The 24,951-nt window shown below is 68.4% G+C and carries 20 protein-coding genes and 1 pseudogene; 10 read left to right on the top strand and 11 right to left on the bottom strand.

All coding sequences use genetic code 11. The features are described from left to right. Positions 1-24: 24 nt before the first annotated feature. Positions 25-1,257, top strand: a complete 1,233-nt coding sequence (locus ACO07Z_RS07845) for an SfnB family sulfur acquisition oxidoreductase (RefSeq protein ID WP_421698201.1) — start codon at positions 25-27, stop codon at positions 1,255-1,257. Between the two features lie 10 nt (positions 1,258-1,267). Continuing rightward, positions 1,268-2,536, top strand: a pseudogene (locus tag ACO07Z_RS07840) (SfnB family sulfur acquisition oxidoreductase). A gap of 28 nt (positions 2,537-2,564) precedes the next feature. Here ACO07Z_RS07840 and ACO07Z_RS07835 read toward each other — a convergent pair. From ACO07Z_RS07835 to ACO07Z_RS07785, 11 genes are all read right to left on the bottom strand, one after another. After that, positions 2,565-4,262, bottom strand: coding sequence for an ABC transporter ATP-binding protein (locus ACO07Z_RS07835; protein WP_421698200.1), 1,698 nt, complete (start codon positions 4,260-4,262; stop codon positions 2,565-2,567). Next, positions 4,255-5,076, bottom strand: coding sequence for an ABC transporter permease (locus ACO07Z_RS07830; protein WP_421698199.1), 822 nt, complete (start codon positions 5,074-5,076; stop codon positions 4,255-4,257). Before ACO07Z_RS07830 ends, ACO07Z_RS07835 begins: the two co-directional genes overlap by 8 nt. After that, complete coding sequence (locus ACO07Z_RS07825) at positions 5,073-6,083, bottom strand: ABC transporter permease (protein WP_421698198.1); 1,011 nt, start codon at positions 6,081-6,083, stop codon at positions 5,073-5,075. Before ACO07Z_RS07825 ends, ACO07Z_RS07830 begins: the two co-directional genes overlap by 4 nt. Positions 6,084-6,139: 56 nt before the next feature. Continuing rightward, the gene (locus ACO07Z_RS07820) at positions 6,140-7,702 is read right to left on the bottom strand and encodes an ABC transporter substrate-binding protein (RefSeq protein WP_421698197.1); all 1,563 of its coding nucleotides are present in this window, start codon (positions 7,700-7,702) and stop codon (positions 6,140-6,142) included. A gap of 39 nt (positions 7,703-7,741) precedes the next feature. After that, positions 7,742-8,686, bottom strand: coding sequence for a homocysteine S-methyltransferase family protein (locus ACO07Z_RS07815; protein WP_421698196.1), 945 nt, complete (start codon positions 8,684-8,686; stop codon positions 7,742-7,744). Positions 8,687-8,817: 131 nt separating this feature from the next. Beyond that, complete coding sequence (locus ACO07Z_RS07810) at positions 8,818-10,071, bottom strand: acyl-CoA dehydrogenase family protein (RefSeq protein WP_421698195.1); 1,254 nt, start codon at positions 10,069-10,071, stop codon at positions 8,818-8,820. A gap of 42 nt (positions 10,072-10,113) precedes the next feature. Next, positions 10,114-11,532, bottom strand: a complete 1,419-nt coding sequence (locus ACO07Z_RS07805; protein WP_421698194.1) for an LLM class flavin-dependent oxidoreductase — start codon at positions 11,530-11,532, stop codon at positions 10,114-10,116. Between the two features lie 42 nt (positions 11,533-11,574). Continuing rightward, complete coding sequence (locus ACO07Z_RS07800) at positions 11,575-12,858, bottom strand: SfnB family sulfur acquisition oxidoreductase (RefSeq protein WP_421698193.1); 1,284 nt, start codon at positions 12,856-12,858, stop codon at positions 11,575-11,577. Positions 12,859-12,917: 59 nt separating this feature from the next. Further along, positions 12,918-13,730, bottom strand: coding sequence for a MetQ/NlpA family ABC transporter substrate-binding protein (locus ACO07Z_RS07795; protein ID WP_421698192.1), 813 nt, complete (start codon positions 13,728-13,730; stop codon positions 12,918-12,920). A 20-nt stretch (positions 13,731-13,750) separates the two neighbouring features. Further along, a complete protein-coding gene (locus tag ACO07Z_RS07790; RefSeq protein ID WP_421698191.1) occupies positions 13,751-14,410 on the bottom strand; it encodes a methionine ABC transporter permease in 660 nt (219 codons plus the stop codon). Next, on the bottom strand, positions 14,400-15,476 hold the full coding sequence (locus ACO07Z_RS07785) for a methionine ABC transporter ATP-binding protein (RefSeq protein WP_421698190.1): 1,077 nt from the start codon (positions 15,474-15,476) through the stop codon (positions 14,400-14,402). Before ACO07Z_RS07785 ends, ACO07Z_RS07790 begins: the two co-directional genes overlap by 11 nt. A gap of 184 nt (positions 15,477-15,660) precedes the next feature. Between ACO07Z_RS07785 and ACO07Z_RS07780 the strand changes: the two genes are divergently transcribed. The 8 genes from ACO07Z_RS07780 (at position 15,661) to ACO07Z_RS07745 (ending at position 24,939) form a co-directional block, all read left to right on the top strand. After that, positions 15,661-17,034 (top strand): LLM class flavin-dependent oxidoreductase, encoded by a 1,374-nt coding sequence (locus tag ACO07Z_RS07780; RefSeq protein ID WP_421698189.1) that lies wholly within the window; start codon positions 15,661-15,663, stop codon positions 17,032-17,034. Between the two features lie 132 nt (positions 17,035-17,166). Continuing rightward, the gene (sfnG, locus tag ACO07Z_RS07775) at positions 17,167-18,285 is read left to right on the top strand and encodes a dimethylsulfone monooxygenase SfnG (protein WP_421698188.1); all 1,119 of its coding nucleotides are present in this window, start codon (positions 17,167-17,169) and stop codon (positions 18,283-18,285) included. Between the two features lie 32 nt (positions 18,286-18,317). Continuing rightward, positions 18,318-19,286 (top strand): hypothetical protein, encoded by a 969-nt coding sequence (locus ACO07Z_RS07770; protein ID WP_421698187.1) that lies wholly within the window; start codon positions 18,318-18,320, stop codon positions 19,284-19,286. Between the two features lie 10 nt (positions 19,287-19,296). Then, a complete protein-coding gene (locus tag ACO07Z_RS07765) occupies positions 19,297-20,091 on the top strand; it encodes an ABC transporter ATP-binding protein (RefSeq protein WP_421698186.1) in 795 nt (264 codons plus the stop codon). A 7-nt stretch (positions 20,092-20,098) separates the two neighbouring features. Then, positions 20,099-20,980, top strand: a complete 882-nt coding sequence (locus ACO07Z_RS07760; RefSeq protein ID WP_421698185.1) for a branched-chain amino acid ABC transporter permease — start codon at positions 20,099-20,101, stop codon at positions 20,978-20,980. A gap of 3 nt (positions 20,981-20,983) precedes the next feature. Continuing rightward, positions 20,984-22,042: a branched-chain amino acid ABC transporter permease gene (locus tag ACO07Z_RS07755; RefSeq protein ID WP_421698184.1), complete on the top strand. Its 1,059-nt coding sequence runs from the start codon at positions 20,984-20,986 to the stop codon at positions 22,040-22,042. Positions 22,043-22,113: 71 nt separating this feature from the next. Further along, entirely contained in the window at positions 22,114-23,448 is a 1,335-nt protein-coding gene (locus ACO07Z_RS07750) for an ABC transporter substrate-binding protein (RefSeq protein WP_421698183.1), read from the top strand. 114 nt (positions 23,449-23,562) lie between these two features. Continuing rightward, a complete protein-coding gene (locus tag ACO07Z_RS07745) occupies positions 23,563-24,939 on the top strand; it encodes an ABC transporter substrate-binding protein (RefSeq protein WP_421698182.1) in 1,377 nt (458 codons plus the stop codon). Positions 24,940-24,951 lie beyond the last annotated feature (12 nt).

Here is a 24,951-nt window from a genome sequence, read left to right as displayed (position 1 = left end):
CCTCCCACAGCCTGTTGTTCCTCCATGCCGCATCCTTCCGTCCAGACCTCTCAATCGACCGAACGGCGCCCGCGCCCGCCCACGCGCCCGCATCTGATAACGTCCGATGCCGAGGCCGTGGCGAGCGCGCAGGCCCTCGCGGCCCGGCTGGTCGACGGCGCCTCGCGGCGCGATCGCGAGCGGCTGCTGCCCTGGGAGGAAATCGAGTGGTTCACCGCCAGCGGCCTCGGCGGCATCACCGTGCCGCGGGCCTTTGGCGGGGCCGATGTATCGCACGACACCGTCGCGCAGGTATTCGCCATCCTCGCCGCCGCCGATGCCTCGGTCGCCCAGATTCCGCAGAATCAGTTCGGCGTGCTGGCGCTGGTGCGGGAGGCGGCGAGCCCGGCCCAGCAGGCACGCCTCTATGCGGACATCCTTGCCGGGCACCGCATCGGCAATGCCGGTCCCGAGCGCCATGGCCGCGCCATCACCCATGTCACCACCCAGCTCGCGCACGGACCCCACGGCCTGGTGCTGAGCGGGCAACGCTATTACTCGACCGGGGCCATCTTCGCTCACTGGATTCCCACCCGCGCGGTGGACGCGAGTGGCCGGCCCGTTCTCGCCTTTGTGCGGCGCGACGGCCCGGGGGTCGAGGTTGTCGACGACTGGCAGGGCTTCGGCCAGACCACCACCGCCAGCGGCACGGTGCGGTTCGATGCCGCCCCGGTCGACCCGGACGTGCTGATCGACCTTTCCCCGCTGGCCGGCCGCCCCGGCCTTGCCGGGCCGCGCTCGCAGCACATACAGGCCGCCATCGATGCCGGCATCGCGGCCGGCGCGGTGGACGCAGCGCTGGATTTCGTTCGGACCAAGACCCGCGCCTGGCCCTTTACCGTCGCAAGCGCGACGGAGGACCCTTACATTATCGGCGAGATCGGCCGGCTGGAGATCGACCTGCACGCCGCGCAGGAAGTTCTGGCGCGGGCGGGCCGGGTTCTGGACAGGATCGCGCCGGTCACGGCGGAAAGCTCGGCCGAGGCGTCGGTCGCGGTGGCCGAGGCGAAGATCCTCACTACCGAGATCGCGCTGGAAGCCGCCGAGCGGCTGACCGAACTCGCCGGCTCCTCCTCGACCCGCGAGGCCTACAATCTCGGGCGCTACTGGCGCGATGCGCGGGTGCACACGCTGCATGACCCGGTGCGGTGGAAATATCACCTGCTCGGCAATTACACGCTGAATGGCGCGCTGCCCCCGCGCCATCAGTGGAACTGAGGAGGCCGAGATGAGCCTGGTCGCCCCCCTGCCGGCCGCTGCGGCCGGCGCCCCCGCCGCCGCGCCGTTCACGCGCATCGCCCCGCCGCCCCGCTCCGTGCCGCGCCTTGCCGGGGATGAGGAAGCGCTCGCCGTCGCCCGCGAGCTTGCCGGTCGGTTTGCCGCGGGGGCCGCCCAACGTGATCTCGACCGGCGGCTTCCCTGGGACGAGATCGAGCAGTTTACCCAGTCTGGGCTCTGAGCCATCACCGTTCCGCGCGACTATGGCGGCGCGGGCGTGCGGGCTGCGACCGTCGCTCAGGTGACGGCGCTGATTTCGGCCGCCGACGGCTCGCTCGGCCAGATCCCGCAGAACCATTATTACGCGCTGGAGGTGTTGCGGAACGGCGGGACCGAGGCGCAGAAGCGGTTTTTCTATGAGCGGGTGCTCGCGGGCGAGCGCTTCGGCAATGCGCTCGCGGAGATCGGCGCGCGGGATTACAACCGGCGCACGCGCCTCGTGCGCGATCCTGCCGGCTGGTATGTCGAGGGACGTAAGTTCTACTGCACCGGCTCGCTGTTCGCGCATCGCATCCCCACCATGGTCGCTGCCGAGGAGGACGGGCGCGAGGTGGCCTATCTCGTCTTCATCCCGCGCGAGGCCCCCGGCGTGACGCTGGTGGACGACTGGGATGGCTTCGGCCAGCGCGTCACCGGCTCCGGCTCCATCCTGTTCGACCGGGTGCGCGTCGAACCGGAATGGGTGGTGCCGTTCCAGGCCTCGCTGGACCGGCCGACTGCCATCGGCCCCTTCGCCCAGATCATCCATGCCGGCATCGATCTCGGCATTGGTCGCGGCGCCTTTGAGGCGACGCTGCCTTTCCTGCGCGAGCGGGCCCGCGCCTGGATCGACGCGGGCGTCGCCCGGGCCAGCGAGGACCCGCTGACCCTGCATACGCTCGGCGAGGTCCGCGTGCGCCTCGCCGCCGCCGACGCGCTGATCGAGCGCGCCGGCCGCTATGTCGATAGCGCCCAGGCGGCGCCGGACGAGGCGAGCGTCGCGGCGGCCTCCGTAGCGGTGGCCGAAGCGCGCGCGGCAAGCCATCGCGCCGGGCTCCTGGCCGCCAACAAGCTGCTGGAACTCGGCGGCACCTCCGCGACCAATCGCGCGGACGATCTCGACCGCTACTGGCGCAATGTGCGCACCCATACGCTGCACGATCCCGTGCGCTGGAAATACCACTGGATCGGGGCGTACCACCTCAATGGCCGCATCCCGCCACGCCACGGGGCGCTGTGATGCGGCCGCCCGAGAAGGGGCAGTCCCTCTAGCCGGGAAACACCAGACCTTCGCGGACTGGGGGTGAGGCGTCCGGTGTCGCCGGCGCTCGCCCGTGGGAAGCGGTGCCGCTCACCTGCCGCGCCCGCCAGCCGGTGAGCCAGCCCGTTTCCATTTCCGGCACCGCGTCGAGCAGCCGCTCCGTCTCCGCGTCGAAGGGCGGGGCCAGAGCCTCGCGTGTCGGCCCCTGCCGCACGATCCGGCCGTGCGCCATGATCGCGACGGAATGAGCGAGCGCGCGGACGATGGCGATGTCGTGCGTGATGAACAGCAGCGCGATTCCGGTCTGGGCCTGAAGGCGCGCCAGCAGGTCCAGCACGCCCTCGGCGACCAGCGGGTCGAGCGCGGAAGTCGGCTCGTCGCAGACGATCACATCCGGTTCGGCCGCGAGCGCGCGCGCGATGCACACGCGTTGCTTCTGCCCGCCGGAGAGCGCTGCGGGCATGCGTTCGAGCAGGGCCGGATCGAGCTCGACCGCCTGCAGCAGTTCCTCGACGCGCCGCCGCTGCGCCTGCCGGCCACGTACCCGATCATAGAGGGTGAGCGGCCGGGAGAGAACGGCGCCGACCGTCTGGCGCGGGTTGAGCGCCGCGTCGGGGATCTGCTGCACGATCTGCAGCCGGCGCAGCTGTTCGCCGCTGCGCCGGCCCAGAGCCAGCGGCAGCGGCGCGCCGAGCAGCGTCAGCGCGCCCTCGGCATCCGGGTGCAGCCCGGTGATGACGCGGCCGAGCGTCGTCTTGCCGGAGCCGGACTGCCCGACCAGCGCCAGCGTCTCGCCGGCGGCCAGAGAGAGGCTGACGTCGTCCAGCACCTGTGTCCCTTGCCGATAGGCCATCCCGATGCGCTCGGCCGTGAGCACGGGCGGGCGGGCGGTGGCGGCCCCGCGCGGGGGACGTGCGCGCCCCGCCGTCACCAGACGGCGCGTATAGTCCGCGCGCGGCCGGCTGAGGATGTCGCCCGTCGCGCCATGCTCCACCGCGCGCCCATGCCGCAGCACGAGTATCTCGTCGGCGATCTGCGCGACGACGGGCAGATCGTGGCTGATATAGAGCGCGGAGACGCCGGTTGCCGCAATCGCGTCGCGGATCGCCAGCAGCACCCCGGCCTGCGTGGTCACGTCGAGCGCGGTGGTCGGCTCGTCGAACACGATGAGGCGCGGCTCCTGGCAGAGCGCCATCGCCGTCATCGCCCGCTGAAGCTGGCCGCCGGACACCTGATGCGGGAAGCGGTCGAGAAACCGGCGGGGCTCCGGCAGGCCGAGCAGCGCCACGAGTTCCTCGGCCCGGCGCCGGGCCGTGGCGCGTCCCGCTTTGCCGTTACGCAGGAGGTTCTCGGTGATCTGCTGCCCGAGCGTGTGGGCGGGGTTGAACGCCGCCCCTGCCGACTGGGCGACATAGGCGAGGCGTGTCCGCCGCAGCGCTTCCAGTTCCGCGCGCGGAAGCGACAGCAGGTCGCGCCCCTCGAACAGCACCTGCCCGGCGAGCGGCTTGAGGCCAGCGCGAAAAAAGCCGAGCGCGGCGAGGCCAATGGTCGATTTGCCGGCGCCGGACTCGCCGATGAGCCCGAGCGTGCGGCCGGTCGCGAGGCTGAAGGAGATGTCATCCACCAGCACTTTCGCCGTAGCGGCTTCCCGCTGGGGGCCGGCGAGGCCGATCGATAGCCCGCGAATCGTCAGAAGTTCAGCCATGGTCGGCTCTCCCCCCGATTCCCGTCGTCCATTCCTGACACCAATCGGTGACGTGGCTCACCGCGATGGCCAGCAGAGCGATGGCGGCACCGGGAATGAGCGCCGCCCAGACGCCGAACAGCAGTCCGTCCTTGTTCTCTTTCAGCAGGCTGCCCCAGTCCGTTGCCGGAGGCTGAATGCCGAGACCGAGAAAGGACAGGGTGGAGAGAAACAGCACGGCGAAGACCAGCCGAACGCCGAATTCGGCGAGCAGCGGCGGCAGCGCGTTGGGAAGAAGCTCGCGCAGGATGATCCAGCCCAGCCCTTCACCCCGCACCCGCGCCGCCTCCACATAGTCGGTCGCGCCGACATCGAGCGCGAGCGCGCGGGCGAGGCGGAACACGCGAGTGGCGTCGAGCAGCGCCATGAGCGCGACCAGCACCTCGACACGGCTCGGCAGCACAGAGAGCACCACCAATGCCGCAATCAGCGTCGGTATGGCCATGACAAGATCGTTGAGCCGGTTGAGCCCCACATCCAGCCAGCCGCGCAGCGTGCCGGCGATGAAGCCGATGGCGCCACCGATGAGGAAGGCGAGCACGGTGGAAAGGGTGGCAATGATCAGCGTGGTCCGCGTGCTCCAGACGAGACGCGAGAGCAGATCACGCCCGACATTGTCCGTTCCCAGCCAATTGGTGGGCGAGGGCGGGCTCCAATTGCCGCCGACCACCTCGTTGACGCCATAGGGAGCGATCAGCGGGGCGGCGCAGGCCACCAGCAGCAGTCCGCCGAGAAAGCCGAGCGCGAGGACGGTCGCGGGCGAGGGGCGGGTCATCGCGGATGCCTCAGCCGGGGATTGGCGAGATGCGCGGCGAGGTCGGCGAGGCCGTTGATGCCCACATAAATCGCCGCGAAGATCACCGCGCTCGCCTGCACCACCGGCACGTCGCGCTTGGCGACGCTATCGACGAGATACTGGCCCATGCCGGGATAGACGAAGATCACTTCGATCACGACCACGCCAACGACTAGATAGGCGAGATTGACCGCGACCACGTGAATGATCGGGCCGAGCACATTGGGCAAAGCGTGCCGCCAGACCAGCGCGCGCGTCGACACGCCCTTGATCTGCGCCATCTCGACATAGGGGGCGGACAGAACGTTTAGCAGCGCCGCGCGGGTCATGCTGGTCATGTGCCCGGCCACCGCCAGCACCAGCGTCGCCACCGGCAGCGCGATGGCCCAGAGGCGGGCGCCGATCGACATGGCCGGATAGACCGTGGCGCTGCTGTCGAACCAGCCGAGATTCAGCGCGAAGACGGCGATGAGCAAATAGCCGACGAAGAACTCCGGCAGGGCGATCGCCGCCCGGGTCGAGGCGGTGATCAGCCGGTCGACAAGGCCGCCCCGCCACTGTACCGCCACCACACCCAGCGCGATGGACAGCGGCACGGCGATGGCGGCGGTGACCCCGGCCAGGAACAGCGTGTTGCCGAGGCGCTGGCCGACAACGCCGGCGATGTTCTGGCGTGTCGTGTAGCTCGTGCCGAAATCCCCGTGCAGCACGCCCGCCAGCCAGGAGAGATAACGCAGGATCGCTGGCTGATCGAGCCCGAGCTCGGCCCGGATCGCCGCCACGGCGGATGGGGTGGCGGACTGGCCGAGCATCGCGGTGGCGACATCGCCGGGCAGCACCTGTGTGCCCGCGAAGATGAGCACCGACGCGGCCAGCAGCAGCCCGACCGCGGTGGCGAGGCTGCGCAGGCAGAGCCCCACCAGCCCCGGAAGCCGGGACGAGGTGACGGGGCGGCCACCCGAGGGCGGAGCGAGGGACGACGACATTCAAGGCTCCGCGCATGCGGGGGCGGGTGGCACAGGGCGCCGCCCGCCCGCCGGCTTCAGCTTTCCAGCCAGACCTTCTCGGCGACCCTGAAGCCGCTGAGGGCGAGGCCGGGCACGCTGGTGAAGCCGCCGACATTGGAGCGGGCGCCGTCGAGCCCGTCGGCGCGCACGGGGATGACTTCGCTGCCCTCGTCGGCGATCAGCACCTGCGCGTCGTGATAAAGCTGCTTGCGCTTGGCCTCGTCGGTCTCGGCGCGGGCCGCAAAGACCAGCTGGTCGAACGTCTCGTTCTTCCAGGCGGATTCGTTCCACTCGGCCTTGGAGAGGAAGACCAGCGACAGGATGGCGTCGGCGGTCGGGCGCGTGCTCCAGTTCGAGGCGACGAGCGGCTTCTTCAGCCAGACATTGTCCCAGTAGCCATCGGCGGGGACACGGTCGACCTCGAAGGGCAGGCCGGCCTTCTGCGCGGAGGCCTGGTAGAGCTGGGCCGCGTCCACCGCGCCGGGGAAGCCGGAATCGGAGGCGGAGAGCACGATATTGCCCTCGAAGCCCGCCTTCTTCCAATGGAACGCCGCCTTGTCGGGGTCGTAGGGCCGGGCGGGAATGTCGGCGGCATAGTAGCGGTTGGAGGGCACGATGGGCTGGTCGTTCGCCACCGAGCCGATACCGGCCAGCACCGAGTTGAGGATCTGCTGGCGGTCGATCGCGTATTTCAGCGCCAGCCGCGCATCGACGCTGGTGAAGGGCGCCTGGTTGGCGAGGCCAGGGAAGGTATAGATCGCCGCGTCCGGCGACCGGTGAACCTTCACATCCGGCGCCGCGGAGACTCGGGAGAGCAGGCGCGGCGCCACACGGTTGACGATGTGCGCCTTGCCGCTGAGCAGCGCCGCGATGCGCGCGGTGCTGTCATTGATGGCGATGGTCTCGACCGTATCGACATGGCCGCGGGTGGAATCCCAGTAATGGGGGTTGCGCTTGGTCAGCGTGCGCACGCCCGGCTGGAAATTCTCCAGAATGAAGGCGCCGGTGCCGATGCCCTTGTTGAAGTCCTCGCCATCCGGCCCGATGCCGAAATGCACGTCGGCGAGCAGATAGGGAAGATCGGCATTGCCGCTGCTCAGCGCGATGGTGAGCTCGCCGGGCGCGGTTTCCTTCAGCTCCGTCACCGTGTCGAGATAGACCTTGGCCGCCGACTTCGACTTCTCGCCGCGATGGTGGTTGAGCGAGTAGATCACGTCGGCGACGGTCAGCGTCTTGCCATTGTGGAACGTCACGCCCCTGCGCAGGCGCAGCACCCACTCGCTCGCGCCCTTGCGCGACTCCCAGCTCTCGGCGAGCGCGGGACGCAGGCCGCCGGTATCGTCGATCTCGATCAGCGTGTTGAACAGCTGGGCGCCGACGACATAGGCGTAGATTTCGAAATAGGCGGCCGGATCGAGCACATCCGTGGTGGAGGCGTTGTCAACGCCGAGGACGAGATGGCCGCCCTTCTTGGGCGTCGTCGAGGGCGCGGACGACTGGGCGAAGGCGCCGCCGAACGGCACGGCGCCCGCCAGCAGGGCGCCGCCGGCGCTCTTCAGCAGGCTGCGGCGGTCAAGCGACAGGAAGGAGTTGGACATAAGGGTGACTCCGAAAATCGGAAATGGGGGGCGCCCGGCTCAGGAGGGGGCGCGCAAGGCGGAGGACAGCGCGGCGATATAGGCGGGGCCGATGCCACAACAGCCGCCGATGATAGAGGCGCCCGCATCGTGCCAGCGGCGTGCGAAGGCGAGATAGGCCGGCGGATCGAGGTCGTGCCGGAGGTCGCTCAGAGCGGCATTGGCCTGCGGCTCATGATCGTGCGAATGCGGGGCGAAGGCATTGGCGTAGACGCCGATGGCGGGCCGTGTCTCGGCCGGAAGGGCGGCGAACACCGCATTCGCCTCGCGGATCGCCGCCTCCATCACCCCGGCATGGCTGCAGTTGAACAGAAGGGCCGAAGCGCCGAGTTCCAGAGCGGCGTTGGCCGCCGCCGTGATCGTCTCGCCCGAGCGCACTTGCGCGGGGCGCGTGCCGGCCTCGACATCTTCCGGGTGGGAATCGTCCAGCGTGAAGGAAACCCAGAACGGGCGGGGGTCGTCCGGCCCGATGGCGCGGCGCGCGGCGCGGGCCTCGGTGATCGAGCCCTGCGTCTCGGCGAGCCAGAGATCGACATGCGGCGCGAGCCCGGCCACCAGCGGCCCGAACAGGCGCGCGGCCTCCTCCGGGCGGAAAAGGTCCGGCCGGTAGGAGCCGAAGACCGGCGGCAGCGACCCGGCCAGCTTCGCCCCCGGGCGGCCCGCCGCCGTCACCGCTTCGCGCCCCAGCCGGCCGGCGAGATCGGCGAGTTCGGTACCGCGCGCGGCGAAGCGCTCCTCGCCGATGTGGAAGGGCACGACGGCATAGCTGTTGGTGGTGATGACATCCGCGCCGGCGGCGAGAAAGGCATCGTGCACCTCGCGCACATGACCCGGACTTTCGAGCAAGGCGAGAGCCGACCACTCCGGCTGCCGGAACGGCGCGCCGATGCGCAAAAGCTCCCGGCCCATCCCGCCGTCGAGGATGGTGATGGTCTCAACCGACATGAAGGCACTCCTTGAACCCGATCCCGCTACCTGGGGCAGGCGCACAGTAATTGTCAATTAATTTAGTAGATTATTGCCTTGCGCCTGTGGATACGCCGCCGGCGTGCTGTGGCGGACCCCGGGCTTGCCGCCTATTCCGCCGCCTGCCGCGCAGGCTCAATCGCCGGCGTTCCGATGCGCCACTGATAGGGCGGCAGCGTCCCGTTCACCGCGAAGTCGCCGACGATCCGGTCCTTGTAGATGCGCGGATTGTGCGAGGAGAGGGTGCGCACATTGCGCCAGTGCCGGTCGAGCCCCAGCGGCTTGCGCGTCGCGGAGGCGCCGAGCGCGTCGAACAGGGTGGTGGAGGCGTCGAGGATGAGGTTCGTCACCACGGTCTGCGCCTGCGCGGTTTCCAGTTCGGCAATGGCATTGGCGCGCTCTTCCGCCGCCTCGTCGCCGGCGAAATGCGCCTCGAAAGCGCGCTGGAGCGAACCGGCCGCCTGCAGCGCGATGGCCGCGGCGGAATAGGCGGCGCCGCGCGCGCGTCCGACCACGGCCAGCACCTGCGGGTCCTGCGCCGAGCGCGGGCCGTTGGCGTGCGTATGGGTGCGGTTGCGCGCCGCCACGGCACGGGCGACATCGCGGGTGATGGCCCGGCCGATGCCGGCGATCGTCGCCAGGTGATAGAGCTGGTAGAAGGCGGCCCCGTAGCGGAAGCGTTCCGTATCGAGCACGACCTCCTCCGGCGCCACCGCCACCTCGGTGAAGGTGGTGGTGCCGCTCACCGAGAGAATCTGGCCGAACCCGTCCCAGTCATCGACGATGGACACGCCCGGCGCGTCGGTGCGCACGAAGACCGAGACTTCCTCGCCCTGCGTGCCGGTGGCGCCGACATCGATCCAGGACGCATAGAGCGAGCCGGTGGTGTAATATTTGGCGCCGTTCAGCCGCAGCGCACCGTCCGTCTCGGTGAGGCGGGTGCCGAAGGCCGCCAGCGCGGCATCGCCGGCCTCGGTCCAGGCGCTGCCGGCATATTCGCCGGCGGCGATGCGTTTGAACCAGCGCGCCCGCCGGGCGTCGTCGCGGGAGTTCAACACGTCCTCGGTGAGCCCGAAATGCACGCGCAGGGACTGGGTGACGTTGGAATCGGCCTCGGAGAGTTCGATCAGCAGATTGGCGAGTTCCGGCAGGCTCGCACCGAGCCCGCCCGCTTCCACCGGCAGCCGCACGGCGCCGAAGCCGGCCTCGCGCAGCCATTTGATCGGCTCGAAGGCGAGTTCGCGCGTCAGTTCCCGCTCCACGGCCCGCTCGGCGATACGGGCGAAGATCGGGCGGAAGCGCTCCGCCAGCGCTTCATAGCGGGCACTGGGGCCGGCGCCCCAGGCGAGGTCGATCTGGCTCATGATGGTCACCTCAATTGGACGCCCGCCGCAGCGGGCCGTTGTTCACTCGGCCGCGGCGACGCCCGCATGCGCGCGTTGCTCGGCCTCGCGGCGCTTCACCGCCTCGATGTCGCGATAGGCGTTGGCGGGATGGCTCGCCGGGAGATAGGGGCCCTCGCCGAACAGCTTCTCGCGCAGCGTTCCCGGCCGGTAGGCCGTGGGGTACGCGCCGCGCTTCTGCAGCTCCGGCACGACGAGATCGACGATGGATTCGAAGGTCTCCGGCGTCACCGCATAGGCGAGGTTGAAACCGTCGACATCGGTCTCCTCGACCCATTCCTGCAGAATATCCGCGATGGTCGCGGGCGAGCCGACGAAGACCGGGCCGACCCCGCCGATGCCGCCCCATCTGGCCAGTTCCTCGACGGTCCATTGCTGGTCTTTGCCGCCGAAATTCTCGACCATGGAAACGATGGCGTTGGTCTCGACTTTCTTCAGCAGGTCTGTGGGCGCGTATTGCCCGAAATCGAGCCCGCTCCAGCCCGACATGAACACCAGCGAACCGTCATAGGAGACATAGCGCGCATATTCCTCGAAGCGCTGCTGCGCCTTGGCGTCGGTCTCATCCACGATGAGGGTGACGAGGTTGTAGATGAAGAGCTTGCGCGGGTCGCGCCCGGCTTCCGCTGCCTGCCGGCGGATGTCGGCGACATAGGCCTTAAGCAGCGGCTTGGTCGGCGCGCCGACGAAGACGCATTCGGCGTGCTGGGCGGCGAAGGCCTTGCCCGCCCCTGACGCGCCGGCCTGATAGAGCACCGGCGTGCGCTGCGGCGAGGGTTCGGTCAGGCCATAGCCGGGCACATCGAAAAACCGGCCCTTATGGCCGATCTCATGCACCTTGGACGGATCGGTGAAAACGCGGTTGGCGCGGTCGCGCAGCACGGCGCCCTCTTCCCAGGAGCCTTCCAGCAGCTTGTAGAGCACCTCGACATATTCGTTCGCCACTTCGTAGCGATTGTCATGCCGGCGCAGGCCGCCCTGGCCGATGTTCTTGGCGCCGCTTTCCAGATAGGAGGTGACGATGTTCCAGCCGACCCGCCCCTTGGTGTGGTGATCGGCGGTCGCGATGCGGCGGGCGAAGGTGTAGGGGTGCTCGAACGAGGTCGAGGCGGTGATGCCGATGCCGAGATGCTCGGTGGCCAGCGCGATCGGCGCGGCGAGCTGGAGCGGATCGTTCACCGGAATCTGCGCCGCCTCGCGGATCGCGTGCCAGTTCGAGCCCTTGTAGACATCGTAGTAGCCGACGACATCGGCGATGAAGATGCCGTCGAAGATGCCGCGTTCAAGGGTGCGCGCGAGGTCCTGCCAGTAGTCGAGGTCCTTGTACTTGAAGGACTTGTCGCGCGGATGTGCCCACAGGCCGGGCGACTGGTGCGCGACGCAGTTCATGTCGAAAGCATTAAAGCGGATGTGGCGGGACATCGGGGGTTCTCCGGCGGCACGGCGGGCGCGAGGGCGGCGGGCTCAGATCCAGGAATGCAGCGGGGGGTGGACGCCGTTGAGGTAGAACTGGCCGACCGCGTGGTACTTCCAGCGCACCGGGTCGTGCAGCGTGTGGGTGCGCGCGTCACGCCACAGCCGGTCGAGGCCGTGCCGGCCCAGCGTCGAGCGGGTGCCGCCGAGTTCGAACAGCTTGGAGGTGGCGAGCAGCGCCGCGTCGGTGGTCAGCACCTTCGCCTCGGCGGCGGCCACCTTGGCGAGGGCGATGCTCTCCAGCGTGGTGTCGGCGATGGTGGCGTCGAGTTGGGCACCCGCCCGGTCGACCAGCGCCTCTGCGGCGTTGAGCCGGATGGCGAGGTCGCCAATGGCGCTGATCGTGTAGGGGTCCTCGCTCGCGCTGTCCTTGCCGCTGTCGATCCACGGGCGCGCCTGACTGCGGATGAAATCGAGCGTCGCATTGAAGGCACCGCGCGCGATGCCGGCATCGATGGCCGCATGCAGAAGCTGGCTTTGCGGGCCGACGGCGCTCGGATTCTCATAGACGATATGCGCCGGCAGCACGCGGGCCGCGGGGATCACCACATCATCGAGGATCACCGTGCCGCTCGCCGTAGTGCGTTGACCGAAGGCGGACCAGTCGTCGATGACGGTGAGGCCCGGCGTGTCGCGGTCGGCCACGGCGACATAGACGTGCCCGTCCTCGCCGAGCGCCACGATGGGTACGAGATGGGCGAAGAGCGCGCCGGTGGAATAGAATTTCTCGCCTGAGACGACGTAATCGTCGCCGCGCTTCACCAGCCTGGTCGCGAAGTCATCGACATTCTTGCCCTTGAACTCGGAGAAGGCGTTGCCGAGCCGGTGGCCGGCCAGCACGAGCCCGAACAGCTCGCTCTTCTGCGCCTCGCTGGCGGAGAGCCGGATGACGTCGATGATCTCGAAGCTGTTCTGCGCGATCTGGGTCAGCGAGGCATCGCCCGCCGCCAGTACGGCGAAGACGCGGGCGAGGGTGCGCTGGGAGACGCCGGCGCCGCCATAGTGCTTCGGGACGGTGATGCCCCACAGGCCGCTCTGCGAGAAGGCATCGACCTCATCGAAGGGCAGTCGCCGGTCGCGGTCGCGCTCCAGCGCGTCGCGCGCGAACAGCGGCGCGAGGCTCTGTGCCACCGCGATCGCCTCGGCGTCGTCGGCGATGACATGGGCCGGGCGGCGCGGGCGGGGCGGCGCCCAACCCGGCGCGCCGCGCGCGGGCGCGGCGGGGGAGGGCGTGTCGAGGCGCGGAGCGGTGAGGGTCGCGGCGTCGGTGCTCATCGTGGCGGTTCCGGGAGGAGAGAAGAGGGCGGGCACCGGCCGGGCACCCGCCCGTCGCTTCAGAAGGCCGGGTAGATCTGGCCCTTGTAGCGATCCTTGATGAACTGGCGGGTGGCGTCGGAATTCAGCGCCTTGGCGAGGATGAGGATCGCCTTGTCGTCCTTGTTCTCGGGCCGCGTGACGAGGTATTCGCCCCAGATGTTCTTTCCATCCTGCCCACGCTCGATGTAGAGCGACTTGCCCACGTCGAGCTCGGCCTCCAGCACGTAATTGCCGTTCAACGCCGCGAGATCGACCTGGCTGAGCGCGCGCGGCAGGATGGCGGATTCAAGCTCGACGATCTTCAGGTTCTTCGGGTTCTCCAGAATGTCCTTCTGGCTCGGCAGCGGGTCATCCGGCTGGTCGAGTTCGGCCTTGCCCTTGAGCTTGATGAGGCCGAGCTTCTGCAGCAGCAGCAGGCCGCGCCCGCCATTCACCGGGTCGTTGGGGATGGCGACGGTGGCGCCGTCCTTGAGCTGGTCGACCGAGGTGATCTTCTGCGAATAGGCGACGAAGGGTTCGACATGCACCGGCACGATCGGCACCAGATTAGTGCCGCGCTCGCGGTTATAGTCGATCAGGAACGGCCGGTACTGATAGTAGTTCGCGTCCAATTGCTTGGAGACGAGCTGGGCGTTGGGCTGGATGTAGTCCGAGAACACCTTGATATCGAGATCAACGCCGTCCTTGGCGACGATGGGCTTCACGAATTCCAGGATTTCGGCGTGCGGCACGGCCGTGGCGCCGACGACGAGAGTCTCGCCGGCCAGCGCCGGAGAGCTGATGAGCAGGGCCGCGACGGCGGCCGAGGCGAGGTTTCGGAACAGGCTCATGGTAGGTTTCCGCTGTGGGTTCATTTTCGGGAGAAGTGCTGGACCAGGCGGTTGCCGCCGGCCTGAAGCATTTGGACGAGGACGATGAGGAGGAGGACCGTCACGATCATCACCTCGGTCTGGAAGCGCTGGTAACCGTAGCGGATGGCGAGATCGCCGATGCCGCCGCCGCCGATGGCACCGGACATCGCGGTGTAGTCGACGAGGACAATGGCGGTGACCGTGATGCCGGCGAGGATGCCGGGCAGCGCTTCCGGCAGCAGGGCGTGAAACACGATCTGCCGGATGGTGCCGCCCATCGCCTGCGAGGCCTCGATGACGCCGCGGTCGACCTCGCGCAGGGCAGTCTCGACGAGACGTGCGAAGAAGGCGGTGGTGCCGACGACGAGCGGGGGAATGACGCCGCGCACCCCGAGCGACGTGCCGGTGAGGAGCGTCGTCACCGGCATCAGCACGATCAGCAGGATGATGAAGGGCACCGAACGCAAAATGTTCAGCACGAAGGACAGGGCGGCATAGACCGCCCCCTGTTGCAGAAGCTGCCCCCGGCCGGTGAGAAACAGCAGCACGCCGAGCGGCAGGCCGAACAGCACGGTGAAGAACAGCGCGCCGCCGAGCATGGCGAGCGTGTCGAGCGCGGCATAGCCGATCTGCACCCAATCTATGCGGTTAAACGACATCGGCGAACTCCCGTCGCGCCAGGGGCGGCGCGGCATTGGCGGGCTCGGCCAGCGTGTCCACCACGATGCCGGCGGCGGTCAGCCGGGCGAGCGCGGCACGCTGGTCGCCGCCGGTGAAGGCGACGTTCAGCTGCGCGAAGGGCTCGTCGCGGATCGTGCCGAGCTTGCCGCCGAGAATCGCGAACTCCACGCCCTGCTCGCGGGCGAGATGGCTGAGAAGGGGGCTGTGGGTGGCGGCGCCGAGGAAGGTCAGGCGGACGACATGGCCACCGCCGCCGAGGCGGTCATGCGCGTCCGTCTCGCCGAAGGCTTTGCGCACCAGAGCCCGGGTGGCGGGGTGGCGGGGGTGGAGGAACACGTCTTCGACGGCGCCGGTCTCGGCGATGCGTCCGTGATCGAGCACCGCCACGCGGTGGCAGATCTGGCGCACCACGTCCATCTCATGGGTGATGAGGACGATGGTCAGGCCCAGCTCGCGGTTGAGTTCGCGCAGCAAGGCGAGCACCGAGCGCGTCGTCTCTGGATCGAGCGCGCTGGTCGCCTCGTCGCAGAGCAGGATGGGCGGCCGGCACGCCAGTGCCCGGGCGATGCCAACGCGCTGCTTCTGGCCGCCGGAAAGCTGGCGCGGGTATTTTGCGGCATGATCGGCGAGCCCGACACGGCCGAGCAGTTCGCTCACCCGGGCGGCGATCTGCGCCTTGTCGCGGACACCGGCGAGCTTGAGCGGGAAGGCGACATTCTCTGCCACCGTCTTGGCGCTGAGCAGGTTGAAATGCTGAAACACCATGCCGATCTCGCGGCGCAGCTTCAGCAGTTCGCCGCCCGCGACGGTGCCACTGTCCCGGCCATTGACCCGGATCGCGCCGCTATCGGGCCGCTCCAGCAGGTTGATCAGCCGCACCAGGGTCGACTTGCCGGCGCCGGAAGCGCCGATGATGCCGAAAATGTCGCCCTGGGGAATATCGAGCTCGATCGCGTCCAGCGCCACATTGGCGCGTCCACGTCCCGATACGCCGCTGGCGTAGGACTTGGTGACGTGGCGAAGCGAAATGATGGGCGGAGCCATAGGTGCACGCATCTGTCCGGCCGCCTCCACCATGCGAGGGCAGGGCGGCGAAGCCCCTCGGCGCCAGCCCAAAGGGAGGTGCCAGGGGATTGTTATAATGGTCTATAGAAATTATATAAAAATACCATTGTCAATGTCTCGTTTGGTCGAGCGCCGGTGCCCCGGGCCGGTGAGGGAGTACGCCGTGAGTCGCGAAATCCGTTTGAACGCCTTTGCCATGAACTGTGTCGGCCACCAGTCGCCGGGCCTCTGGCGGCACCCGCGCGACCGCTCGTCGCACTACACCGACCTGTCCTACTGGCTTGATCTCGCGCGCATTCTGGAGCGGGGTCGCTTCGACGGCATTTTCCTCGCCGATGTTCTCGGCGTGTACGACGTTTTCGGGGGCTCGCCTGATGCGGCGCTGCGCACGGCCGCGCAGGTGCCGGCCAACGATCCCATGCTGCTGGTGCCGGCCATGGCGTCGGTGACGCAGCATCTGGGCTTCGGCATCACCTCAACCCTGACCTATGAGCCGCCTTTTCCGTTCGCCCGGCGCCTGTCGACGCTTGACCATCTGACGAAGGGGCGGGTGGGGTGGAACATCGTCACCGGCTATCTCGACAGCGCGGCCCGCGCCGCCGGCCGGGAGCGGCAGGTCGCCCATGACGACCGCTACGACATTGCCGACGAATATATGGAACTGGTCTACCGGCTGTGGGAGGAGAGCTGGGACGACAACGCCGTGCGCCGGGATCGCGCCGCCGGCGTGTTCACCGATCCCTCCAGGGTGCGGGCGATCCGCCATGCCGGCACGCATTACCGGCTCGACGCCATCCATCTCTCCGAACCCTCGCCGCAGCGCACGCCGGTGCTCTACCAGGCCGGCTCCTCGCCGCGCGGGCGAAGCTTTGCCGGCCGTCATGCCGAATGCGTGTTCGTCTCCGGCCCCTCGGCCGCGGTCATCGCGCCGCGCGTGGCGGCGATCCGCGAGGCGGCGCGCGCGCAGGGGCGCGCGCCCGACGCCATCAAGGTCTTCAGCATGATGACGCTGGTGCTCGGCGAGACCGATGCGGCGGCGGCCGCGCGGCTTGAGGAGTACCGTGCTCATGTCAGCCATGAGGGCGCACTGGCGCTCATGTCCGGTTGGACGGGCGTGGATTTCTCCCAGCTCCCGCTCGACGCGCAGGTGCGCCATGTCGAGAGCGAGGCGGGCCGCACCGCCATGGACAACATCACCCGCGCCGATCCGAACCGGGTCTGGACGGTGCGCGAAGTCGCCGCGCATGTCGGCATCGGCGGCATCGGCCCGGTGATCAGCGGCGGCCCGCAACGTGTGGCGGATGCGCTGGAAGACTGGGTCGACACGACCGGCGTCGATGGGCTGAACCTCTGCTACGTCGTCATGCCGGAGAGCTTCGAGAGCGTGGTCGATCTGCTGATACCGGAACTCACCCGCCGTGGACGCTACAAGCCGCGCTACGCGGAGGGCACGCTGCGCGAGAAGCTGTTCGGCGCAGGTAAGGCCCGGCTTGCCGCGCCGCACCCGGCAGCGTCCTTCCGTCCGTCGCAGGGTTAATCCGCAACGCCTTGCGGCCGCTGCGTCAGGCGTGGCGGCGGCGGGAAATGCCAGCGGCGCCGGTGGATACCGCTTGCCAAGCGCATTATTCTAGTCAATCTATAGAGTAATTAGACTGTTTGGATCCCCCCGATGACCGACGCTCTTGCGCCCTATCTGAATGAGCCCGTCCGCTTCGCGTACTGGGTCTCCAATCTCTCCGGCGGGCAGGTGGTCAGCCAGATCGAGCAGCGCACGAGCTGGGACTTCGACTACAACGTCAAGCTCGCCCGCGCGGCGGAGAAGGCCGGGTTCGATTTCGCGCTTTCGGCCACGCGCTTCGTCGGCGGCTACCGGGCAGACGGGCAGCACGAGGCGAGCACGTTCGCCATGTCGCTGCTCAACGCGACCGAGCGGCTCAACGTCATCGTCGCCATCATGACCGGCTTCTGGCACCCGGCGGTGGTCGCCAAGATCGGGGCGACCGCCGACCACATTTCCAAGGGGCGCTGGCATCTCAACATCGTCAGCGGCTGGTTCAAGCACGAGTTCGACGTGCTCGGCGTGCCGTGGCTCGATCATGACGAGCGCTACCGCCGCTCGAGCGAATTCATTCAGGTGCTCAAGGGCATCTGGACCGAGGACGAGCTGACCTTCCGCGGCGACTATTACAATATCGACCGTTGGCATCTGAACCCGAAGCCGAGCTTCAAGCCGCATCCGCTGATCTTCCAGGGTGGCTCCTCGACCGCCGCGCGCCGCATGGCGGCGGAGCATTCGGACTGGTACTTCACCAATGGCGGCTCGGTGGAAGAGCTGCGCGCCCAGGCATTGCAGGTGAAGACCGGCGCCGCCGGTTTCGGCCGGCAGCTGCGCGTCGGCGCCAACGCCTTCATCATCGCCCGCGACAGCGAGGCGCAAGCGCGCGAGGTCCATGCCGAGATTCTCGCCAAGGCCGATCCCGCTGCCGTCGCCGGCTTCGCCGAGGCGGTGAAGCAGGCCGGTCAGGCGACGAAGGACGGCGTCGGCAACTGGGCGAAATCCACCGCCGCCGATCTCGTCCAGCCCAATGACGGCTTCAAGACCAATCTCATCGGCACGCCCGAACAGGTCGCGCGCCGCATCATTGAGCTGAAGCGCAACGGCATCGATCTGGTGCTCGCCGGCTTCCTGCATTTCCAGGAAGAGGTCGAGTATTTCGGCGCCCGTGTCCTGCCGCTGGTGCGCGAACTGGAAGCCGAGGCGGCGCGCCGCACCCCGGTGCTGGCGTGAGCGTCCGCAGCGATCCGTTTCCGGAGACACCGATGAACAGCCCTTTCGAACATCGCGCCTTCGTTCCCACCGCTGATCCTGCGGCCTCGCTGCGCGGCACGGAGGTCGGCGACGCCGTGCGGGAGCACGCCCGGCGCACGCCCGACCGTCCGGCCTTCCTGCACAAGCGCCATGGTCGCTGGTTCAGCCTCAGCTGGGCCTATGTCGGGCAGGAGGTCGCCCGTCTGGACGCGGTGCTGAGCGCCCAACTCGCCGCACAGGGCGCGCGCGACCTCCGGCTGGTGGTCAGCGGCGCCTATGATCCCGATCTGGTCATTCTGGCCCTGGCGGCGCTCGCGGCGGGCGGAAAGGTCTATGCGCTCGATCCGGCACTGGCCGGCGCGGATCTCGCCCGCGCGCTCGCCGTCATCGCCCCGACCCAGGCGCTGGTGCAGGGGCGCCGCGCCATCGGCGCCTGGCTCGACAGCCCGACGCACGCCCGCGCGCCGGTGCCGCTTTTCGTCACCCGCCCGTTCATCCAGGGCAATGAGCGCTGGACGATCGTGCCGCTGCGCGACCCGGCCGAAACCGTCGCGCCGGGCGCGGTGCGCGGGGGGAGAGGGCCCGCTGCCGGCGTCGTGTGGGTGGACGAGACCACGCAGTGGACGGGCGGGCTCGCCAGCCTGCTCGACGCGGTGCTGGATGACGGCCGCACCGTCGCCTTCCCGGAGACCGGCGCCTCGGCCTTGCGCGACCGGCGCGAGCTTCAGCCGGCCAGCCTGCTGGCGTCGGCCGCCCGCCGCAGCCGGCTGATCGAGGAGGATCGCGCCCGCCGCGGTGCGCAGGGCGGCCTGTTGCGCCGGCTGACCGACTGGGCCGAGCGCTCGCCCGCCTTCCTGGCGCATCCGATCAACCGCCGCCGCCTCGCCGTGCTCGGCCTTGCGGGGCTCGACCACCCGCCTCTCGCCGTCCCGGCCCCGTCGGTCGCCCTGGCCGCGCGGCCGGTCGACGCGGCCGTCTGAGGTCCTCCCGATGGGCACCGCACCGCTCCCGGAAACCGCCGCGCCGCTGCTCGACGTGCGGGGCGTCTCGCTCGCGTTCAAGGGCGTGAAGGCGATCTCCGACCTGTCGTTCTCCGTTGCGCGCGGCGAGATCTGCGCGCTGATCGGCCCCAACGGCGCCGGCAAGAGCTCGCTGCTCAACGTGCTGAACGGGGTCTATGTCGCCGATGCCGGCGAGGTCGTGTTCCGCGGCGAGCATTTCCGCGAGATCAAGCCCATCGCCGCCGCCCGGCGCGGCATCGCCCGCACCTTTCAGAACAACGCGCTGTTCAAGAAGATGAGCACGCTCGACAACGTGCTGACCGGCCTTGCCCGCCACACACGCTCCGGCCTGCTGGCGCAGGCTTTTCGCCTCCCCGGCGCGCGGCGCGAAGAAGCGCGGCTGCGCGAACAGGCCGAGGCGATCCTCGATTTCCTCGATCTCCAACCCTATCGCGACGTCACCGTCGGCAGCCTCGCCTATGGCGTCCAGAAGCGGATCGAACTCGCCCGCGCGCTGGTCTCCTCGCCGACGCTTCTGCTGCTCGACGAGCCGCTTGCCGGCATGAACGCGCAGGAGAAGGAGGAGATGAGCGAGTTCGTGCGCGACATTAATCGCGACCTCGGCATCACCGTGGTGCTGATCGAGCACGATGTCGGCATCGTGCTCGGCCTGTCCGATCACGTCGTGGTCCTCGATTACGGCCGCAAGATCGGCGACGGCACGCCGGACGAGATCCGCACCAATGCCGATGTCATTACCGCCTATCTCGGCGCAGTCCATTGAGCCCCCCATGAACCTCTTCCTCGAAACCCTGATCGGCGGCCTGCTCGCAGGCACGATGTACTCCCTCGTCGCGATCGGCTTCGTGCTGATCTACAAGGCGAGCGGCGTGTTCAACTTCGCGCAGGGCTCGATCCTGCTCTTCGCCGCGCTGACCTTCGTCACCCTGCTGGAGAAGGGCCTGCCCTTCGCGGCCGCGCTCGCCGTGACCATCGCCATCCTCATCCTCGGGGCGATCCTCATCGAGCGCACCGTGCTGCGCCCGCTGGCCAATCGCAGCCCGATGACGTTGTTCATGGCGACGCTCGGCCTGTCCTATGTGGTCGAAGGCGCCGCGCAGGGGATCATGGGCGCACAGGTCCACGCGCTCGATCTCGGCATTGAGGACGTGCCGATCTTCATCGGTGACGTGCTCATCAGCCAGTTCGATCTCGTGGCCGCGGCCACGGCCGTGACGCTCGCTCTGGTGCTGGCGCTACTGTTCAACAATACGCGCATCGGCGTCTCGCTGCGGGCGGTCGCCGACGACACGCGCGCGGCGCTGTCCATCGGCATCAATCTCAACCGCATCTGGCAGATCGTCTGGGCGGTCGCGGGAATTGTCGGCCTCGTCGCCGGCATGCTGTGGGGGGCGCGGCAGGGCATCCAGTTCTCGCTTTCCCTCGTGGTGCTGAAGGCCCTGCCGGTGCTCATCATCGGCGGCTTCACCTCCATCGGCGGCGCCATTGCCGGCGGGCTCATCGTCGGAGCGGCGGAGAACCTCGCCGAGACCTATATCGGCCCCTATATCGGCGGCGGCATCACCCCCTGGTTCCCCTATTTCCTCGCCATCGCCTTTCTGTATATCCGCCCCGCCGGCCTGTTCGGCGAGCGGGCGCTGGAGCGGGTGTGAGCCATGAGCCAGACCCAGACCCTTGCCCCCGCCGCCCGCCTTGCCCCGCTCCCGCTGCCGGAGCGTCGCTTCGGGCTTGGCCTACCGCTCCTGCTGCTGCTGGCCTTCGTCGTCGTGCCTGTCGTCGCGGGGGATTACTGGCTGGGCGCGGTGCTGGTGCCGTTCCTCATCCTGTCGCTCGCCGGGCTCGGGCTGAACCTGCTCACCGGCTATGCCGGGCAGACCTCGCTGGGTTCGGGCGGCTTCATGGCGGTGGGCGCCTTCGCCACTTTCGGCTTCGTCGTTCATGGCGGCCTGCCGCTGCCGCTGGCGGTGCTGTTCGCGGGCCTCGTCAGTGCCGGTGCCGGGCTGCTCTTCGGGCTGCCGAGCGACCGGATCAAGGGCTTCTACCTCATGGTCAGCAGCCTGGCGGCGCAGTTCTTCTTCGAATGGCTGTTCCAGAAATTCCCGTGGTTCTACAATTACGGTTCGTCCGGCACGATCACCCTGCCGCGCTTGGAAGCGTTCGGCCACGACATCGGCTCCGCGCTCGGGCGCTATTACGTCACGCTGAGCGTCGTGGCGCTGCTGACCTGGATCGCCGTCAATCTGGTGCGCAGCCAGGTCGGGCGGAGTTGGATGGCGGTCCGCGACATGGACACCGCCGCCGCGGTCATCGGCATCCAGGTCTATCGCTCAAAGGTGGTGGCGTTCGCGGTCTCCTCCTTCTATCTCGGCGTCGCCGGGGCGCTCTGGGCCTTTCTCTATCTCGGCTCCGCGAGCGTGCAGAGCTTCGGCATCTCCCGCTCGTTCCAGATCCTTTTCATCATCATCATCGGCGGCATGGGTTCCATCGCCGGCAATTTCATCGGGGCGGCCTTCATCAGCCTCCTGCCATTGGCGATCGACCACATCGCGCAAAGTCTTTTCGCCGGCCATGTCGATGCCGGCCTGCTGCAGAACATCCAGAAGGCGCTCTTCGGCCTGCTCATCATCGGTTTCCTGATCAAGGAGCCGGACGGACTGGCGCGCCTTTTCCGCACCCTCGGCGAGCGGCTTTCAAACTGGCCGCTGCGCTTCTGATCGCAACAGGACGTGACCGTATCGGGACGAGAACACGCTCCGCTCCACGCAAACCCTCATCGGAGATCATGATGAAACGCCTCGTCCTGTCCGCGCTGTTGGCCGCGAGTGTCGCGACCACGGCGCTGGTTCCACCGCCGGCCTTCGCCGACGCCAAGGAACAATATGTGCCGCTGCCGACCTACCGCGTCGGTCCCTATGCCTCTTCCGGCACGCTGTGGTGGGCCGGCACGCTCGACTATTTCCGCTACATCAACGAGGTTGAGGGCGGCGTGAACGGGGTGAAGCTCAAGGTCGAGGAGTTCGAGACCGAGTGGAGCCCGGACCGCACGGTGGAGGTCTATGAGCGGGTGAAGAACGGCAAGGACGGCGCACCCGTCGCCTTCTTCTTCACCCATGGGACGCCGGCGTCCTACGCGCTGATCGAGAAAGGCGCGGCCGACAAGATTCCGCTGATCGACCCCGCCGGCGGGCGCACGGAATCCACCGACGGCACTGTCTTCCCCTATGCCTTCCCGCTGCTGTTCAACTATTTCAGCCAGGCTTCGGTCGGCATCAACTACATCGCCCAGAAGGAAGGCGGGTTCGACAAGCTCAAGGGCAAGAAGATCGTCACCGTCTATCATGATAGCGCCTATGGTCGCGAGACGCAGGCGGCGGTGGAACTTCTCGCCAAGAAATACGGCTTCGAGAATTTCCAGATCCCGGTCGCGGACCCCGGTAACGAGCAGTCGCCGCAGTGGCGCCAGGTGCGCGAGATCAAGCCGGACTGGGTGTTCCTGCGCACCTGGGGCGTTTCCACGCCCGTCGCCATCAAGACCGCGCAGCGCTTCGGCATTCCCGCCGACCACATCATCGGCGATGTCTGGGCGGGCTCGGAAGCCGACGTGATCCCGGCCGGCGCGGCCGCCAAGGGCTATCAGGCGCTGGCGCCCTATCCCGGCGGGCCGAATTTCGAGATCCATGACCGCTTGCGCAAGACCATCCTCGACACCGGCAAGAGCGACCTGAAGGACAAGAAGTTCTTCGGTGCGGTTTACTACAATATCGGCCTCATCAACGCCGTGCTGGCGGTGGAGGCCCTGCGCGCTGGCCAGGCCAAGTTCGGCAACAAGCCGCTCAATGGCGAGGAAGGCCGCTGGGGCTTCGAGCATCTGACCATCGACGATGCCCGGCTGAAGGAAATCGGCTTTTACGGCCTGTTGCAGCCGATCAAGCTGACCCCGGCCGACCATGAGGGCGGCGGTGCCGCGCGCATCCAGCAGTGGGACGGCGAGCAGTGGGTGCTGGTCACCGACTGGATCCAGGCCGACCGCGACACGCTGCGCCCGCTCGTTGAGGCGAAGTCCGCCGCCTACGCCAAGGAGCACAACATCACCCCGCGCAGCCCGACGGCCGAGAACTGATCCGGCACAAGTGTGCGGAGGGCGGCGCGACCCGCCCTCCGTCCCGTTCACCGCGCCGCACGCCGCCGCGCGCCGATGCATCCCAGCACCCGCACCAATCGGAGGCCGATCGCCATGAACATCGTCCCGACCGCCCGACGCGCCATCGCCCGGCTGGCGCTCTCCGCCACACTCCTCGCCGGCCTCGTCGCCGGTCTTGGCAGTGCCGCCTTCGCGGTGGACACCAAGCCGGGTCCCGACGCCGACAAGCAGTTCTTCCCGATCGCCAGCTACCGCGTGGGGCCCTATGCCTCGGCGGGCGTGCAGATCTGGGCCGCCATGATCGACTATCTGCGCTACCTCAACGAGGTCGAGGGCGGCATTAACGGCGTCAAGATCGTCTGGCAGGAATGCGAGACGGAATGGACCGCCGACAAGGGCATCGAGTGCTACGAGCGGCAGAAGCACGGGCTCAACGGCGCGCCCGTCGCCATCTACCTGCCGAACGGGGCGCCCGCCGCCTATGCGCTCACCGACCGCGCGGCGCAGGACAAGATCCCGCTCATCACCCTCGCCTATGGCCGCACCGAGGCGACCGACGGGCGCGTCTTCCCCTACATTTTCCCGGTCATCCTCACCTTCTACAGCGAGGCCTCCGCGCTGGTGAACTACATCGCCGAGCGCGAGGGCGGGCTCGACAAGCTGAAGGGCAAGAAGATCGCCACCGTCTATCACGACAGTGCTTATGGCCGCGAGACGATCGAGCCGCTGAAGCTGCTGGCGGCGAAATACGGCTTCGAGAATATCCAGATCCCGGTCGCCGACCCCGGCAACGAGCAGTCCTCGCAGTGGCGGCAGGTGCGCGAGGCCAAGCCGGACTGGGTGTTCCTGCGCACCTGGGGCGTGTCGACGCCCGTCGTCATCAAGACCGCCGCGCGCTTCGGCTTTCCGGTCGACCGCATCATCGGCGATGTCTGGGCCAGCTCGGAGGAAGACGTGCTGCCGGCGGGCGAGGCGGCGAAGGGCTATCTCGCGCTCACGCCCTATCCGGCGGGGGCCAGCTTCGACATCCACCAGCGGCTGAAGAAGGCGATCATCGACACCGGCAAGAGCGATCTGCGCGACACGTCGAGCTTCGGCAGCGTCTACTACAATTCCGGCCTGACCAACGCGCTGATCGTCGTCGAGGCGGTGCGCATCGCGCAGACGAAGTTCGGCAATCGCCCGATCACCGGCGAGGAGGCGCAGTGGGCGCTGGAGCATTTCAAGCTCGACGATGCCCGGCTGAAGGAGGCCGGCTTCTATGGGCTGACGCAGAACCTTGAACTGACGCCGGCCGACCATGAAGGCGGCGGCGCGGTGCGCGTGCAGCAATGGGACGGCAAGCAGTGGAAGCTGGTCAGCGACTGGGTCCAGGCCGACCGCGCGCTGCTGCGCCCGCTCATCGACGCCAAATCCGCCGCCTATGCCACGGAAAAGGGCATCACCCCGCGCGATGTCAGCGGCCAGTGATCCCGCCGGGCG

Source organism: Ancylobacter sp. (assembly GCF_965229075.1).
In the GTDB taxonomy this organism is placed as follows: Bacteria; Pseudomonadota; Alphaproteobacteria; order Rhizobiales; family Xanthobacteraceae; genus Ancylobacter.
This window is presented reverse-complemented; position numbering and strand designations above follow the sequence as displayed.

Coding starts and splice junctions, on each gene's coding strand:
- ACO07Z_RS07845 (WP_421698201.1), top strand. CDS start 25: ATGCCGCATCCTTCCGTCCAGACCTCTCAATCGACCGAACGGCGCCCG.
- ACO07Z_RS07835 (WP_421698200.1), bottom strand. CDS start 4,262: ATGGCTGAACTTCTGACGATTCGCGGGCTATCGATCGGCCTCGCCGGC.
- ACO07Z_RS07830 (WP_421698199.1), bottom strand. CDS start 5,076: ATGACCCGCCCCTCGCCCGCGACCGTCCTCGCGCTCGGCTTTCTCGGC.
- ACO07Z_RS07825 (WP_421698198.1), bottom strand. CDS start 6,083: ATGTCGTCGTCCCTCGCTCCGCCCTCGGGTGGCCGCCCCGTCACCTCG.
- ACO07Z_RS07820 (WP_421698197.1), bottom strand. CDS start 7,702: ATGTCCAACTCCTTCCTGTCGCTTGACCGCCGCAGCCTGCTGAAGAGC.
- ACO07Z_RS07815 (WP_421698196.1), bottom strand. CDS start 8,686: ATGTCGGTTGAGACCATCACCATCCTCGACGGCGGGATGGGCCGGGAG.
- ACO07Z_RS07810 (WP_421698195.1), bottom strand. CDS start 10,071: ATGAGCCAGATCGACCTCGCCTGGGGCGCCGGCCCCAGTGCCCGCTAT.
- ACO07Z_RS07805 (WP_421698194.1), bottom strand. CDS start 11,532: ATGTCCCGCCACATCCGCTTTAATGCTTTCGACATGAACTGCGTCGCG.
- ACO07Z_RS07800 (WP_421698193.1), bottom strand. CDS start 12,858: ATGAGCACCGACGCCGCGACCCTCACCGCTCCGCGCCTCGACACGCCC.
- ACO07Z_RS07795 (WP_421698192.1), bottom strand. CDS start 13,730: ATGAGCCTGTTCCGAAACCTCGCCTCGGCCGCCGTCGCGGCCCTGCTC.
- ACO07Z_RS07790 (WP_421698191.1), bottom strand. CDS start 14,410: ATGTCGTTTAACCGCATAGATTGGGTGCAGATCGGCTATGCCGCGCTC.
- ACO07Z_RS07785 (WP_421698190.1), bottom strand. CDS start 15,476: ATGGCTCCGCCCATCATTTCGCTTCGCCACGTCACCAAGTCCTACGCC.
- sfnG (WP_421698188.1), top strand. CDS start 17,167: ATGACCGACGCTCTTGCGCCCTATCTGAATGAGCCCGTCCGCTTCGCG.
- ACO07Z_RS07770 (WP_421698187.1), top strand. CDS start 18,318: ATGAACAGCCCTTTCGAACATCGCGCCTTCGTTCCCACCGCTGATCCT.
- ACO07Z_RS07765 (WP_421698186.1), top strand. CDS start 19,297: ATGGGCACCGCACCGCTCCCGGAAACCGCCGCGCCGCTGCTCGACGTG.
- ACO07Z_RS07760 (WP_421698185.1), top strand. CDS start 20,099: ATGAACCTCTTCCTCGAAACCCTGATCGGCGGCCTGCTCGCAGGCACG.
- ACO07Z_RS07755 (WP_421698184.1), top strand. CDS start 20,984: ATGAGCCAGACCCAGACCCTTGCCCCCGCCGCCCGCCTTGCCCCGCTC.
- ACO07Z_RS07750 (WP_421698183.1), top strand. CDS start 22,114: ATGAAACGCCTCGTCCTGTCCGCGCTGTTGGCCGCGAGTGTCGCGACC.
- ACO07Z_RS07745 (WP_421698182.1), top strand. CDS start 23,563: ATGAACATCGTCCCGACCGCCCGACGCGCCATCGCCCGGCTGGCGCTC.